13 protein-coding genes and 2 pseudogenes are annotated in these 15,058 nt (G+C 59.5%); 10 read left to right on the top strand and 5 right to left on the bottom strand.

The window, feature by feature from the left end; genetic code table 11:
• Positions 1-2: 2 nt before the first annotated feature.
• From BW989_RS00080 to BW989_RS00070, 4 genes are all read right to left on the bottom strand, one after another.
• Positions 3-1,073: an ATP-binding protein gene (locus BW989_RS00080; RefSeq protein ID WP_129582764.1), complete on the bottom strand. Its 1,071-nt coding sequence runs from the start codon at positions 1,071-1,073 to the stop codon at positions 3-5.
• 279 nt (positions 1,074-1,352) lie between these two features.
• Positions 1,353-1,721 (bottom strand): hypothetical protein, encoded by a 369-nt coding sequence (locus BW989_RS12365; RefSeq protein ID WP_129582763.1) that lies wholly within the window; start codon positions 1,719-1,721, stop codon positions 1,353-1,355.
• A 297-nt stretch (positions 1,722-2,018) separates the two neighbouring features.
• A complete protein-coding gene (locus tag BW989_RS00075) occupies positions 2,019-2,948 on the bottom strand; it encodes an SOS response-associated peptidase family protein (RefSeq protein WP_076584489.1) in 930 nt (309 codons plus the stop codon).
• 2 nt (positions 2,949-2,950) lie between these two features.
• Entirely contained in the window at positions 2,951-3,250 is a 300-nt protein-coding gene (locus tag BW989_RS00070) for a hypothetical protein (protein WP_129582762.1), read from the bottom strand.
• A 34-nt stretch (positions 3,251-3,284) separates the two neighbouring features.
• On the opposite strand from BW989_RS00070, the gene BW989_RS00065 reads away from it, so the two are divergent.
• The 6 genes and pseudogenes from BW989_RS00065 to BW989_RS12735 all read left to right on the top strand — a co-directional run.
• Entirely contained in the window at positions 3,285-3,692 is a 408-nt protein-coding gene (locus BW989_RS00065; RefSeq protein ID WP_165688528.1) for a hypothetical protein, read from the top strand.
• A gap of 174 nt (positions 3,693-3,866) precedes the next feature.
• Positions 3,867-4,478 (top strand): transcriptional repressor LexA, encoded by a 612-nt coding sequence (lexA, locus tag BW989_RS00060; protein ID WP_076584486.1) that lies wholly within the window; start codon positions 3,867-3,869, stop codon positions 4,476-4,478.
• Entirely contained in the window at positions 4,478-5,104 is a 627-nt protein-coding gene (gene imuA, locus BW989_RS00055; RefSeq protein WP_076584485.1) for a translesion DNA synthesis-associated protein ImuA, read from the top strand. Before lexA ends, imuA begins: the two co-directional genes overlap by 1 nt.
• Before the next feature lie 3 nt (positions 5,105-5,107).
• Positions 5,108-6,517: a Y-family DNA polymerase gene (locus BW989_RS00050; RefSeq protein WP_076584484.1), complete on the top strand. Its 1,410-nt coding sequence runs from the start codon at positions 5,108-5,110 to the stop codon at positions 6,515-6,517.
• On the top strand, positions 6,514-9,597 hold the full coding sequence (locus BW989_RS00045) for an error-prone DNA polymerase (RefSeq protein ID WP_076584483.1): 3,084 nt from the start codon (positions 6,514-6,516) through the stop codon (positions 9,595-9,597). The genes BW989_RS00050 and BW989_RS00045 overlap by 4 nt, the downstream gene beginning before the upstream one ends.
• An 83-nt stretch (positions 9,598-9,680) precedes the next feature.
• Positions 9,681-9,812 (top strand): annotated as a pseudogene (locus BW989_RS12735) (leucine zipper domain-containing protein); the annotation flags it as partial.
• A 33-nt stretch (positions 9,813-9,845) separates the two neighbouring features.
• Here the strand turns inward: BW989_RS12735 and BW989_RS12730 are convergent.
• Positions 9,846-10,349: pseudogene (locus BW989_RS12730) on the bottom strand (universal stress protein); the annotation flags it as partial.
• 430 nt (positions 10,350-10,779) lie between these two features.
• On the opposite strand from BW989_RS12730, the gene BW989_RS00025 reads away from it, so the two are divergent.
• From BW989_RS00025 to BW989_RS00005, 4 genes are all read left to right on the top strand, one after another.
• A complete protein-coding gene (locus tag BW989_RS00025; protein WP_207551591.1) occupies positions 10,780-11,778 on the top strand; it encodes a calcium/sodium antiporter in 999 nt (332 codons plus the stop codon).
• A 220-nt stretch (positions 11,779-11,998) separates the two neighbouring features.
• On the top strand, positions 11,999-12,283 hold the full coding sequence (locus BW989_RS12530; RefSeq protein WP_076584480.1) for a transposase: 285 nt from the start codon (positions 11,999-12,001) through the stop codon (positions 12,281-12,283).
• Positions 12,284-12,502: 219 nt separating this feature from the next.
• Positions 12,503-14,200 (top strand): SulP family inorganic anion transporter, encoded by a 1,698-nt coding sequence (locus tag BW989_RS00010; RefSeq protein ID WP_076584479.1) that lies wholly within the window; start codon positions 12,503-12,505, stop codon positions 14,198-14,200.
• A gap of 14 nt (positions 14,201-14,214) precedes the next feature.
• Positions 14,215-14,886, top strand: a complete 672-nt coding sequence (locus tag BW989_RS00005; RefSeq protein WP_076585194.1) for a carbonic anhydrase family protein — start codon at positions 14,215-14,217, stop codon at positions 14,884-14,886.
• Positions 14,887-15,058 lie beyond the last annotated feature (172 nt).

The following is a 15,058-nucleotide window of genomic DNA, read 5'->3' as shown; positions in this document are numbered from 1 at the left end:
CACTAGTGAACGAATCCGATTGGCCGACTACTTCCATTCTTCAGCAAAACTTCGGCGCTAAGCAACTCCACAAAATGTCCAGGGCTTCTGATCGGACAAAATCTGTGCCGCCTCATCAGTGCGGCGAAGTCCCCAGGCGCCAATTTTCCCATGCGTGCAACTACGGCCTCGTCTCTTTCATTAGGCTCACCTAACTCCAATTCTAGGCAGTTTGCCCGAAAAAGCGCGACGGATTGTTGTGGCTTTAGGTAGGCGAAATGCACCTTGGCATCAAACCGACGCAATGCCGCCGGATCCAAACCATCCATAAGGTTTGTAGATGTTACAAAGACGCCCGAGAATGCTTCCATTTGAGTGAGCATCTCATTGACCCCAGTGATTTCCCATGGTCGCTGCGCTCCTGTGCGATCACGAAGGAAACCATCGATCTCGTCAATCATCAGCAATGCACCCTCTTGGGATGCCTCTTGGAATGCGCTAGCAATGTTTCTTTCCGTCATGCCGATGTATGGAGAGATCAGGTCCGAGCCACGCCGCACATACAGCGGGATATCCAACTGCAAAGCTAGCCAGCGACCGAAGGCAGTCTTCCCAGTTCCTGGGGGGCCGTAGAAGCACAATCGGCCGGATCGTGTCTCCTTCAACCCACATGTCATGGCACTGATATCAGAATCGGGGTTAAGGAGGCGAGGATCATAGGTGCTTGGTAGCAATTCCGAGTTCTGGGGTATCAGTCGCGCATGACCTTGGGCTTCGAGGGCATTACTTATCAAGTACTCGAGCGCGCGCTCCGCGCTCGGTTGATTGACCTCATTGCCGAGGGCATGAATGACCGAAGCGGATCGTGAAATGATAGCTGGCGACAAGTTTTCGGACTCAGCAATCCGAGCGATGCATTCCTTCCCAACTTTGGCCTGACACTCTCGCTCCAAGATTCGCTGTCGCTGTTTACGCGGCGGAATCGGCAACTTAATAACCATGTCAAACCGGCGCAAGAAAGCAGGATCGACACTGTCTATTGAATTTGATAGCCAGAAAGTAGGCACGGTGGCTTCTTCAAGCATACGATTCATCCATGCCTTTCGTGTTTGCGCAGTACTCCTCGGCCCGTGAAAGGCATTGCCATCATCGAACACATCCTCCACCTCGTTGAACAATATCAACGAGCGGCGTTTGGAGAGTAGCGTTTGGGCAATTCGATATGCACTGAGATCCTTTTTTCAGCGACCATTGCTTGGCTGCTAATGACTGATCTAGTCCAGTGTCATCTCAGATCGAGCAAAGCAGCTTGGTACCTGGCAAAGATGATCGCTCGATCATTACTGCCAGCCTCAGCCGTATGACTAAGATAGTTAGATCGACCGGACTTCAATTTCGCACTTTTTATAGCGAGCGAACTTATCGTTTTCTGAAGTCCAATCAGCAGGCATTCTTGCGCCAAGTCCACTGTCCTTTAGCTTTATATGCTCTGGCTTTGTGACCCATGCATGCAAGGTCAATTCATCGACGATTCGCGCAACCATCAGCGCACGCGGATGCGCCCGAAACTGCTCTAATACAGACGCTGGCAGGTGTGCCAGTTCTATCTCAACGCTTTTGTTCATTACTGCTGTGTTCGGCGTGTCCGATGCACCCAGGACCTCACGCACAGAGGCGTGCACGACCCCAGCAGGAATGACATGCTCTTTTTCAAACCCACATTTGCTCCAAGGCAAACCCAAGCTGGCTTGATGAGTGATTGCGTTGACACTGGCGTATCTGACGCCTTTTAGACCCGCGCGACAGTCTGTCGCCCGGCGCACGGCGAGCAATGATAGGGCTTTGGTAGCTGGATTGGCCTCTAATTAGTCAATCAGCTTCGCCGCTGCAAGACAGTACCAGAAGAAGTGCGCGGCCTCTGTCTTGCTTGATGCCTTACCTTGCTCTGACACCACCTTCATCTCCATGTCCAACCGTGTTGGTGGTTTGCAGCGTACGTGAGATCACAGCTTACTTCCAACGGGACAGTCAACCTCCCATCAGGCAGCCTCTCTATTCTCGTAGTAGGGGTGTTGTTTATCGTCGAAGATGTCGTACAGGGCTTGCAGGTTGTTGGGATCTGGATTCAACCATGCTTCGATGTGCTCTGGCTTGATGTTGATGATGGTACGGTCGTGGCCAGCAGCAGCGACTTCAGGTTCGGGGTCATCTGTGATCGCGGCGAACGAAAGAAGTTCTTCACCATCCTCGCCGAGCCAACGCGACCAAAGGCATGCCACATACATCGGACCACCGTCGCTTGGGGTGAATTGCAATACCTGATTCCGACCTTCATCCGTTTCCACGTTCTCATAGAACGTTTCAACCACGATGATTCCGTGGGTGTAGCCAAACTGGCCTTTCCAGAACCCCTCCAGATTGTCCCGGCGTGCGTTGTAGGTGCCTGGGTAGCGCTTGTCGTAGCTTTCGGGCTTGCCGGCTAGACGGCATTGATAACGCATCGGTGCGACGAATTTCTTGCCGCCCTCTGATGCCAGCACTGTGCTGTAGTTGCCGGGAAAGAAGCGGGAGTCTTTAGGTAATGACTTGATACGTTTCAGATCGTCTAGTTTCACTTTTAATTGACTGATTTTGTTGGTAGCGACTCGCTGGTCGTTCTCAGCTTTTTTTGTAACTTTCGACTTCAACATCCGCTCAGCATCTGCCAATCGCTTCTTCTGCTTGAAAAGCTCTTGTTCGAATTTTGCTGCTTGCTCGATCTTCCATTCCTCGATCCACCCATGGATCTTTCGCTCATCGTCAGTCTTTGGATTGTTGAACGCGTCCATCATCGCCTTCGGGATTTTGTAAGGCGTCCCTTTGCTCTTCCAGTCCCAGAAGAACTTCACATACTCCTTCATGGACAAGGGCGAGTCAGTTTCTCTCTGAAACTTTTCGTAGTCCTGCCAAGCTTGTGCGGAATAACACATCCTCAGTTCTCACTTTGGTTAGCTGCAGGCTGATGAAAATTGACCGGTATGTCCAACCCTTCTTCATAGGCGACCCAGCCTCGACTGTCTCTGACTTCCTCTATGTCATAGATAAGGGATTTGATCTCTTCAGAGTGATGCAGCTTCCAGAATCCTTGCGGAATCTTGAGTTCCCTCTCTTTTTCAGTGCAGATGACATCTACTTGTCGAAATGTCGTTCCCAAGGGGAGCTGCACGCTGCTCATGAAGCGACGCAACGCGATCAACTTTTCTTGAATCGTCATTTCACTCGGCGAACTCATGGCTATATCACCCTGCTTTTAGCAACGGCCCTATTTGACCATTTCCGACCATAAGGGTCGGTTGCGCCTGGTCGAAACGACGATTGATGCTCATGGTCCGCAATCAATGCCAGATGATAGGCTCGAACTGCGGCAGTCAGCCGTGTCCAAGGGGATCATCATGATGAAGGTTTGCTTGTTCCTATCACTGGCGTTCGCGTGTTTTACTGTGAATGCACAGACCAGTCCTGGCAAGGCTAAAGGTGAGGTATGTGCGACCGAGCCATCCGCTGCCATGGCCACTAAACCATTCAACAATGAAACTACCTTCAAGTGTCCGAGCTTGGGTTCAGTCACTGTCTCGAAAATCTATGAAAAGGGTTGGCGTGTGGTCCAGTACCTGCCGCTAGCATCGAACACGGGCACCTTCCAGATGGTGATACTCATCGAGCAACAGCACTAGCCCGCTCTAAGGGTGCCCGCGCATGTTCTTGGGCGGGCCACCTGAATCTGGTAATTGCATAAGGTCAAGAATCCCTCATAACTCATTGAGTGGACTAAGTCGCAGGTTCTGCGACTCGAATCGTGAAGATAGGCCGGGTTGCACTTCGCCCAATTAGGTATAAATATTTATACCATGACTGATCTCACCGACCGCCAAGCCGAAGTCCTTGCCTACATACATGAGTTTTCCAATCAGGAAGGTTTGCCTCCAAGCATCCCGGAGATCCAGCGACATTTCGGACTGGCTAGCCCACGCGGGGTAGCGAAGCACTTGGAAGCCTTGGCGGCTAAGGGCTACATGGACATCGTTCCAAACCTCGCAAGGGGTATTCGCCTTACCGCTTTCGCGAGGCAAACGCCCAACCAATGGGCATTGCCAATACTTGGTCGTGTAGCCGCCGGTGCCCCTATCGGGTCCGCGCATGAGGCTGACGACTCCGTTCTGGTGAGTCGCGACCTGTTCCGCACACGTCCGGATTACCTCTTACGTGTGAAGGGTGACTCGATGCGAGATGACGGCATCCTCGATGGCGATCTTGTTGCTATCAAACAGGCATCGACGGCCGAGAACGGACAGACCGTCGTGGCCCGTATCAATGGCGAGATCACCATCAAGCGCCTCAAGCTGATGCGCTCCGGGATCAGGCTCATGCCGCGCAATCCGGATTACGACCCCATCGACGTGCCGAAGGACGCTGACTTCGCGATCGAGGGCCTGTACTGCGGCTTGGTGAGGCGAGACTGATGGCGGCTGTTGTCGCTCTGGCTGACATCCTCGAAGCCCAATCGGTATGGCGCGGGCCTGCGCGTGCACCCAGTGCACCTGCGCTGCATCCGACGGGTTTTGCCGAGCTGGATGCACGGCTACCGACAGGCGGTTGGCCCGCTGCCAGCTTGTCCGAGATTCTGATCCCCGGAGATGGCGTGGGTGAGCTATCCCTGTTGCTGCCTACGCTTGCGCGCTTGACTCAGGCTGGGGAACGCGTGGCGGTGGTAGCGCCGCCGTATCGATTGCATGCCCCAGGTTGGCACAACGCAGGCGTGGCATTGGATCGGGTGGAAGTCATTGAAGCTTCCACCCCCAAAGATGCCTTGTGGGCCACCGAGCAGTGCCTGCGATCCGCGGCCTGCGCCGCCGTCTTGTCTTGGCCGATCAAGGCGGATGACCGAGCGTTGCGGCGGCTGCAGGTCGCGGCCGAGACCGGTCAAGCATTGGGCCTTGCCTTCCGTGATGCACGCGAGGCTCGTAACCCCTCGCCAGCGGCGCTTCGATTGCAGATTGATGCCCACGCCCGAGAACTCCGCGTTCTTAAATGTCGCGGAGGCTTGGCACCGCCCAATCCGATCGCCTTCGACCTACCATGGCATTGAGTCATGCGCTGGATCTGCCTCCTCCTCCCGCAACTCGCGCTCGACGCGGTGTTGCGACAGCAAACCGACCCCGATGCGCCGCTCGCGCTAATCGGCGGGCCCAGCCAACGGCGCGTGCTGCATGCCGTCAATGCGTCCGCCAGACAACTTGGGTTGCGTCGCGGAATGTTGTTGTCGGCGGCCCATGCACTCACCCGAGACTTCCACGCACTGCCGTTTGATCCCAAGCTCGAAGCGCAAACGCGTTTGATGCTGGCGAGCTGGGCTTACGGGTTCAGCTCGCAAGTGAGCATGGTGTTCGAGCATGCACTGGTACTCGAGATCGGCGCGAGCCGGGCATTGTTCGGGGGCTGGGATCAGTTGGGGCGCCGACTCTCATCGGAACTGGGCGAAATGGGATTCCGTCATCGCCTGGCTGCCGCACCCAACCCGTTCGCTGCGCGCATTATGGTCAACGTACATGACGCCATCGGTCTCGATGACGGCCAACTGGCTACAGCACTCGCAGGGATTCCGGTCGAGCGCAGTGGCTTACCTCCGTCAGTCACCGAGACCTTGCATCGGTCCGGCCTGCGAAAACTGAGGCAAGTGTTCGCCATCCCTCGCGAGAGCATGGTTCGGCGATTTCCGCCCGTTGTGCTTGAACATCTGGATTCCTTGCGTGGCACGCATACGCCACCGCTCCCTTATTTCGAGCCACCGGATCGCTTCGAGGCCCGCATCGAATTCGAATACGAAGTGGAGTCGAGCCAGGCATTGCTATTCCCCCTTCGCCGCCTGACCAGCGACCTCGCGACCTTCTTGTCCTCACGAGATGGCGGTGCCCAGCGGTTCGCCCTGTACTTCGAACATGAGCGCCACCCAGACAGCGTCCTGCAAGTGGGTTTGCTCACGCCTGAGCGGGAAGCGAGCCAGTTGTTCGATCTCTCGCGTAGCCGACTGGAACAACTGCGATTGCCCGAAGGCATCCGCGGCATGCGCTTGGTGGCCGATGACCTGCCACCCTTCGTGCCGATCTCACGCGATCTCTTCGATACCCGTCCTGCACAAGCCGTGGGTTGGGAGCAGCTTCGCGAGCGCCTCCGCGCACGGCTGGGTGATGGCGCGGTGCACGGCATCCGACTGCATGCCGACCATCGACCTGAGCGCGCAACGAGAACCCCCGTCGAAAACGTCAGGCCGTTCGTTGCTCAACTCCCCCCCCGCCCAACCTGGCTGCTGCCACACCCTATTCCCTTGCGCGGCTTCGGCCATGAGGTGGTCGATGAGGCAGAGCGCATCGAGACCGGTTGGTGGGATGGCAGCGATGTGCGGCGTGACTACGTGAAAGTGCTGACCCGTAATGGCCAACGCGCTTGGGCGTTTCGGGTGGTAGGCCATGACGAGCTTTGGCTGCAAGGGTGGTTCGGATGAGCTTGTCTGACTACGCCGAGCTGCATTGCCTATCGGCCTTTAGCTTCCAACGCGGCGCCTCCAGTGCCAACGAGTTGTTCGCCCGCGCTGTCAAGTTGGGATACAAGGCGTTGGCCATCACCGACGAATGCTCTCTCGCCGGCATCGTGCGTGCCTTTGAAGCGTCACGAAAGTACGAAGTACCGCTAATCGTGGGTGCAGAGTTTCAGATCAAGGATGGTCCCAAGATCGTGCTGCTCTGCGAATCAATCGCTGGTTACCAAGCGCTATGCCAGCTGATCACCGTTTCCCGGCGACGCGCTAAGAAGGGGCAATACCTGACGCTCACCTCGGATTTTTCCGAGCCCATGCCCGGACTTCTCTGCCTGTTGATCGAGCCAAGCCCTGACGCTGATCAAGATATCGACTGGTTGAAAACATGCTTCGAGAATCGCTTGTGGCTGGCCGTGCCCCAACACCGCCAAGCTGGTGATGCAGCCCGTTATGCCCAGCGATTGCATTGGTCGCGCACCCACAACCTATCGATGGTGGCCACTGGTGACGTACACATGCACGTCCGCGGGCGGCGCGCTTTGCAGGACACCATGACTGCCATTCGCCATCGATGCACCGTGGCCGAAGCGGGTTGGCGTCTCTTTCAGAACGGCGAGCGCCATCTGCGCACTCGATCGATACTCGCCGAGCGGTATCCCGCTCTCCTGCTAGCCGAGACAATTTCAATCGCAGCGCGTTGCAGCTTCACCTTGGACCAATTGCAGTACACCTACCCCAAGGAACTCGTACCCGATGGACACACGCCCACGACATGGTTGCGCCACCTGACCGAGGAAGGTGCTCGCTGGCGTTGGCCGAATGGCGTGACGGAGCGCGTGCGTGCACAGATCGAGCACGAGCTGTCATTAATCGCTGAGCTGAAGTTCGAAAGCTACTTCCTGACCGTACAGGACATCGTTCGCTTCGCCCGCAGCCGCGGCATCTTGTGTCAAGGGCGAGGCTCGGCGGCCAACTCTGCCGTGTGCTTTGCGGTTGGGGTCACCGAGGTCGACCCGGCCCGCATCAACCTGTTGTTCGAGCGGTTCCTGTCCCGCGAGCGTAACGAGCCGCCTGACATCGATATCGACTTCGAGCACGAACGTCGCGAAGAAGTCATCCAATACATCTTCGAGCGTTACGGACGCGAGCGCGCGGCGCTCACCGCCGTCGCCACCGAATACAAAGGCCGTAGCGCTATTCGTGATGTGGCGAAGGCGCTGGGGCTGCCGCCCGACCAGGTCAACACGCTCGCGGGGACGATGAACTATTGGGAAGGCGAGCCCGTCGATACTCACCTGCGTGAGGCGGGCTTCGATCCGGACACGCCGATCATGCGACGCGTCATCGCACTGACCCGCGAGCTGTTGCGCATGCCTCGCCACTTGTCACAGCATCCAGGCGGTTTCGTCATCAGCGATGCGCCCCTACATACCTTGGTGCCTGTGGAGAACGCCGCGATGGCAGATCGCACCGTCATCCAGTGGGACAAGGATGACCTCGATACGCTGGGTCTGTTGAAAGTCGATTGCCTTGCCCTCGGGATGCTCACGGCAGTTCGCAAGACAATGGAGTTGCTACGCGACACTGGGCGACAGGACCTCGCCTTGGCCACCATCCCGGCCGAAGACCCCGCCACCTACGACATGATTTGCCAAGCCGACACGCTCGGCGTTTTCCAGATCGAAAGCCGGGCACAGATGTCGATGCTGCCCCGCATACAACCGCGCTGCTTCTATGACCTCGTGATCGAGGTGGCCATCGTTCGCCCTGGCCCGATCCAAGGGGACATGGTGCACCCCTATTTGCGTCGTCGGCGCGGTGAAGAAGTCGTCGACTATCCACCGCAGCTCAAGCACATCTTCGAGCGGACGCTGGGTGTTCCATTGTTTCAAGAGCAGGTCATGCAGTTGGCCATTGATGCCGCTGGCTTCACGCCAGGTGAAGCTGATCAGCTTCGTCGTTCGATGGCGGCATGGAAGCGACGCGGTGGGTTGGAGCCACATCGGGACAAATTGCTCGTCGGCATGCTGGAACGCGGCTACAGCACTGATTATGCCGAGACACTCTTCGAACGCATTAAGGGGTTTGGCCACTATGGCTTCCCCGAGTCCCATGCCGCGAGCTTCGCCCTCATCACCTATGCTAGCTGCTGGCTCAAATGCCATGAACCCGCAGCCTTCGCAGTCAGCCTGATCAACAGCATGCCGCTCGGGTTCTATACGCCCGACCAGATCATCCAGGACGCACGTCGGCATGGCATTGGGGTCAGGCCGGTGGATGTGCGATACAGCGACTGGGATTGCACATTGGAGTTTCCCCGTGGGGACGCGTCAGGGAACCCTGAGATCAGGCTCGGGCTTCGCCTAATCAAGGGATTCAAGGGCGATATGGCTGAGCAACTACTGGCTGCTCGCGGCAGGCAACCCTTCATCGATGTTGCCGACATGTCCCAACGAAGCCAAATGGACCGACGCCATCAGGGGCTGCTCGCCGATGCCGGTGCGCTCAAAGCCCTAGCTGGGCATCGACACAAGGCACGGTGGGCCGTGTCAGGGGTCGAGGCCAGCCTGCCGCTGTTCGACACCACCCGCGCGACCCCGGAGACCCAGATCCGGATACCCATGCCTTCCGTTGGCGAGGACATGGTGGCGGATTACAGCTCCGTAGGCATGACGCTGGGCCAGCATCCCATCAGCTTGATACGCGGCCAACTGAGGGAGCGCAGGTGCGTTCGTTCGTCGGAGTTGGTAAAACTCCCACACGGCAGGCGCATTCGATTTGCCGGGTTGGTGCGTTTACGACAACGTCCGGAGACCGCCGGTGGCGTTACCTTCCTCACGCTTGAAGATGAGGATGGCATGGTCAACGCCGTGGTGTGGCAACACACGGCAGAACGGCAGCGTCATGTGCTCTTGGATAGCCAGCTGATGGGTATCGAAGCGCGGCTTGAGCGAGTCGACGGAGTCCAGCATTTAATCGTGCAGCGGATGGAGGACTATGGAGCGTTGTTGAGTGGGGTCCGGATGCCTAGTCGTGACTTCCACTAGGTGTGATCTCTCAGTAGGTTGTTCATCCGGGGTGATCCCGGAAGACTGGAGGTGCGAATCAGCCACCCCTCCAGGAGCCCCGGATGAACCTGCATAAACATGCCCGTCTTACGCCTCGCGGTCGAGCCTTGCTTGTGGAGCGAGTGATCAACCATGGCCTGCGGGTCGAGGAGGCAGCGCATGCCGCGGGCGTGAGCGTCAGAACCGCTTACAAGCGGGGCCACGACCACCTCCGGCTCGACACGCTCGCGCAAAGCCGAAGGTAAGGCGGCTACAAAAGCCTGCATCTCCCGCTCCCGCTCATTGCGAATGTAGGGGATCGTCTCGTCGGAATCGAGCCGCGTTGGAAACGGAGGCCGGAAGGCATGAAGGAGACGGATCTGCGCCTGGGGGAGCAGATGGGCCGCGGCCTCCAAAGCGCGATGCGAGCAAGATGAGAAGTCCGTGGCGACGACCAGAGAGCGGTAATGGCGCCGCGGCTTGCGCTTCACCACGAGGATCGGGACGTCCGCTCTCCTGACCAGGAAATCGACCGTGGTTCCGAGTATGTAGTCTTTCGGACTGTCGAAGCTGGCAATACCCGTGGCGATCAGGCTGCACCCGCGCTCCGCCGCGAGACGAGCAAGCGTTTCGGGAACCGAGCCGCTTACGATCAGGATTTCCGCAACCCCGTGCGCATCGCCCGAATCCTCGCGTGCGATGTCGTGCAAGCGACCCCGTAGCGTTTCGGTGAGTGGTTCCTCGCCTGCCACGACATGCGCGATCGTGAAGGGGAGTCCGAGCAGTTCACATCGCTCCAGCGCCCGATCCGTGCGGGAGGTCAGGTCGGAGGCCAACAATATCGAGTTTGGCACGGCATCCCCTTCTCAAAATCTAGGCCCCATGCCGGTCCCAGACGGCGCTTGCTCTCGCGGCCTGGAGTCTCTGCACGGACGGCCGGAGCGGCTTCCAGATTTGAAACTTGGGGTCTGGCTCGGATATTCACACATGCTGGGCACACAATTCAGCGTATTAACCGCGTGCGTTGACACAATCAAGCCAACGGGCAGCGCCTGGCGCGACCAGGCGGTTGAGATCGTGGGTCCAAGGTTCCGCACTATGCTGGAGGGGCTAACAGGTAGTGGAGTGCCACGCGGCTCTGCGCTAAGGTCCGGTGACGGTTGGCGCATGGAGGGATGGCGCTTGAACATTGCACTTCTTCTGATCGGCGGTCTCGCGCTGCTTATCCTGGGTGGCGAACTGCTGGTGCGCGGCTCAGTCCGGCTCGCCGAGCGGGTGGGCATATCGCCCCTGCTCATCGGCCTCACGCTGGTCGGCTTCGGAACGTCGACGCCCGAGCTGGTGACCAGCGTGCAGGCGGCGCTGATCGGCTCGCCCGGCATCGCGGTCGGCAACATCATCGGGTCGAACATCGCCAACATCCTGCTGATCCTGGGCTTGTCGGCCCTGATCTTCCCCTTGGCCGTGCAGAGGAATGCGCTGAAGCGCGACGGGCTTTTCGTGGTCATCGTGGCGCTGCTGTTCTCGGCCGCCGGTTGGACCGTCGGGCTCGAGCGGTGGGTGGGCGCCGCCTTCGTACTCTTCCTCGTCCTCTACATGGTTTACGCCTACCGGCAGGAGCGCACGGCAGCGGCCGGCGCGGGCGACCACACGGCGGCATTCGAGAAGGCCGAAGCCGCCGAAGGCGTCGATCCCGGGCTTCGCCCCGCGCCGCCGCATGGACACGGCGTCCTCGCGTGGCTCGTTCCCGTCGCCACGGCCGTCGCGGGGCTCGTCGCGATCATCTTCGGCGGTCAGTTCCTGGTCGAGGGCGCGGTCGAACTCGCGCGCGTGGCGGGGCTGTCCGAAGCGGTGATCGGCCTGACCATTGTCGCGGTCGGAACTTCGTTGCCCGAGCTCGTCACTTCGGTGGTGGCCGCCATTCGCCGGCAGGCGGACGTCGCGCTGGGAAACGTGCTCGGTTCCAGCATCTACAACGCGCTTGGCATCGGCGGCATCACCGCGCTGATCGCGCCGACGCCTGTCCCCCAACGGATTGCGCAGTTAGACATGCCAATTATGCTCGCCGCCTCCGTGTTACTTGTGTTGTTCGCCTGGACAGGCCAAAGGATCAGCCGCGCTGAAGGGGCTGCCTTCGTCGGGCTGTACGTGGCCTACGTGGTTTGGCTGTTGGCCGCCTAGGCAAACTCCCTACGAGCGGCGGCCGCTGGAGCGACTGCCCGGAACATGTCTACGGGCCAAAGAAGACGCTCTACAATCGGTTCCGGCGCGGGGCCGAGCGCAGTGTCTGGGAGCGTATCTTTGCCAGCCTTGCCGGGGTGGAAGGCGTGCCCGCCAGGCTGTTTATCGACAGCTCCTGCATCAAGGTCCACCGCACTGCCGGAGGCGCAAAAGGGGGGCCTTGGCTCATGGTATCGGCATCACCAAAGGCGGAAGGAATACCAAGCTCCACGCCGTCTGCGATGAAAAGGGCCGCCCCCACGTCCTCCTGCTGACGCCCGGCAACACGCATGACGCCAAGGTCGCCATGCTGGCGATCAATGCCGTGCCGCCATCGGAGTATCTGGTCGCGGACAAGGGCTACGACAGCAACGCCTTGCGCACATGGCTGACACGCTTCGGCCGCAATATCAAGACCTTCATGGCCACCATCGCCATCGCCGCCTTCGTCACATGGCGGCTCTAATGAGTCCGAACCCTAGTTCGCTCTGGTAAGAGACTGACAGCCATCGCAAACGGCGAACAGCATCGATCTTCGAGACTCGGATCGTACGCGCGGCACGCAGGCTTCAATGGCCCGGCGCTATTTGTTAGCTTGTGAAACCGAGGCGAATGAGCCTAAAGTGAGCAGGCCGACTTCATCGAATCCAACTTGTGGGATCACACCCTAGTAGCCCAACGCGATATGACAGGACGCACTCTCCCCGGCGGTTATAGACTCGCAGACCTGAAGGGCGACCTGTCCGGGGGGCTGGTGGCGGGGGTAATCGCGCTTCCGCTGGCGTTGGCGTTTGGCGTGCAGTCGGGGCTGGGGGCGGCCGCCGGCCTCTACGGGGCGATCGCGCTCGGGATTCTGGCCGCGGCGCTCGGGGGCACCCGCACGCAGGCCTCCGGTCCCACCGGGCCGATGACGGTCGTCTCGGCTTCCGTCGTGGCGACGGCCATCGCGACGACCGGTAGCCTGGAGGCGGGGCTAGGGATCGCGCTGCTCGCTTTCCTGTGCGGCGGTGTCCTGCAGATCCTGCTGGGCCTGGTTGGGGTCGGCAGATACGTCAAATTCTTTCCTTATCCGGTCGTCTCAGGCTTCATGAGCGGCGTCGGACTGATCATTATCGTGCTGCAGCTATGGCCATTTCTCGGCTCGGCTTCGCCAAAATCGCCGTCGGAGGTCTTCACGCGCATTGCCGAACCCATTGCCGCCGTGAACTGGAGCGCGGTGATGCTGGGTGCGATCACCGTGGCGGTTTTCTACCTGTTTCCGCGCGTTACCAAAGCGGTGCCCGCTGTGCTCGTGGCTCTCCTCACGGGGACGTTGGTCGCCGTCGCCGGACGGCTTGATGTTCCCAACGTGGGCGCTATTCCCAACGCCATTCCCGCGGTGCAAGTGGGCCAGATTCTGTCGGTGTCACCCGAGCATTACGTGCTCGTGATGGGATTCGGTATCACCTTGGCTTTGCTGGGGTCGATCGACTCGCTGCTGACATCGGTCATCGCTGACAATATCACCAAGACCAAACACGATAGCCGGCGTGAACTGATCGGACAGGGAATCGGGAACAGCGTCGCGGCCGTTTTCGGCGGCATCCCGGGCGCTGGGGCCACGAAGGGCACGGTGGTTAACATCAACGCGGGCGGGACGACCCGGTTATCGGGCGTCGTGCATGGCCTGTTCCTGCTGGCCGTGCTGTTGGGACTTGGCCGCTTCGCCGCTTACATTCCCCTGAGCGTGCTCGCCGGCCTCCTCATACCGGTCGGCCTGTCCATCATCGATTACAAGGGTTTGCGGCATCTCGCTCGCATCCCTCGCGCCGACGCCGCCGTGCTGCTCATCGTCATGGCTATGACCGTGTTCGGAAACCTCATCCATGCTGTCGCCGTCGGCGTGGTTCTGGCCAGTATTCTGTTCATGAAGAAGATGAGCGACCTGACGGAAGCCAACTCCCATGTCGCCGAACTCACCGACGAGCCCTGGGCCGACGAGGAAAAGACACTCGGGGCGCATCCCGGCCAGATCTATATCAAGCACATGTACGGGCCGCTCTTCTTCGGCTCCGCATCGCGGTTCCAGGACATGGCGGGCGCGATCGATGCGAGCGCCGCCATGCTCGTGATCCGCATGGAGGAGGTCCCTTACGTCGATCAATCGGGGCTTTACGCGCTGGAACACGTTGCTTTAGACCTGCGCCGAAGAGGCGCCGAGCTTGCTCTTACCGGCGTTCGAGAACAGCCTCTCGCCATGTTGCGAGACCTGAGGATCGTTCCCGACCTGATCAGCGAAGACCTGGTGTTTGCCGACATGGAGTCCCTGAGCGCCTGGTTGACGCGGCGCAGGGCGACAACTCGCCAGAATGAACGGTCCAACGTCGCCATCGGGGTGACTTGACGATGGAGAACGCGATGCAGACGACTTCCGAAGGTGGTCAGGCAGAAAAGCACGGCCTGGTCGAGAAGGTGCTCACCAAGGAGGAACAGGCCGGCCTGACGCCGGACATGGTCATCGCCTTGCTCAAGGAGGGCAACGAGCGCTTCGTCAGAGGCGAGGTTACCCTCCGCAATCACAATGAACAGATCCGCCGGGCGGTCGCCGGTCAGTATCCGAAGGCGGTGGTGCTGTCCTGCCTGGACTCGCGCATTCCCGTTGAGGACGTCTTCGATCGCGGCATCGGCGACATGTTCGTGGCGCGGGTGGCGGGCAACACCGTCAACGTCGATATCCTGGGCAGCATGGAGTTCGCCTGCAAGGTCGCGGGCGCCAAGCTTGTGGTTGTGATGGGGCACGAGCTTTGCGGCGCGGTCATGGGCGCGATCGACGGCGTCGAGATGGGTCATATCACGGCGCTTCTGGGCAAGATCCGGCCGGCCACGCTGATAGCCGAAGGCTTCGAAGGCGAACGGACCAGCGGAAACGTCGATTACGTGCGGTGGGTTGCCGAGCAGAACGTTAGGCTGGCGGTCGAGCGGGTGCGCGCCGAAAGCGCCATCCTGTCCGAGATGGAGAAAGGCGGCGACATCAGGATCGTCGGCGCCATGTACGCAATGGATACCGGCAAGGTCACCTTCACCCAATAGCCTGCCGGGCGCTGGGGGTTGAAATGGCGGCTCGCGGGCCGGTCAACGCTCCCCCAGCAACCGGTGCGACACCCGGACTAGCTGTGATCTCTCAGTAGGTTGTTCATCCGGGGTGATCCCGGAAGACTGGAGGTGCGAATCAGCCACCCCTCCAGGAGCCCCGGATGAACCT

This window comes from Solilutibacter tolerans, assembly GCF_900155935.1.
GTDB classification, from domain to species: domain Bacteria; phylum Pseudomonadota; class Gammaproteobacteria; order Xanthomonadales; family Xanthomonadaceae; genus Solilutibacter; species Solilutibacter tolerans.
The sequence above is the reverse complement of the archived record's forward strand: the minus strand, read 5'-3'. Positions and strand labels throughout refer to the sequence as shown.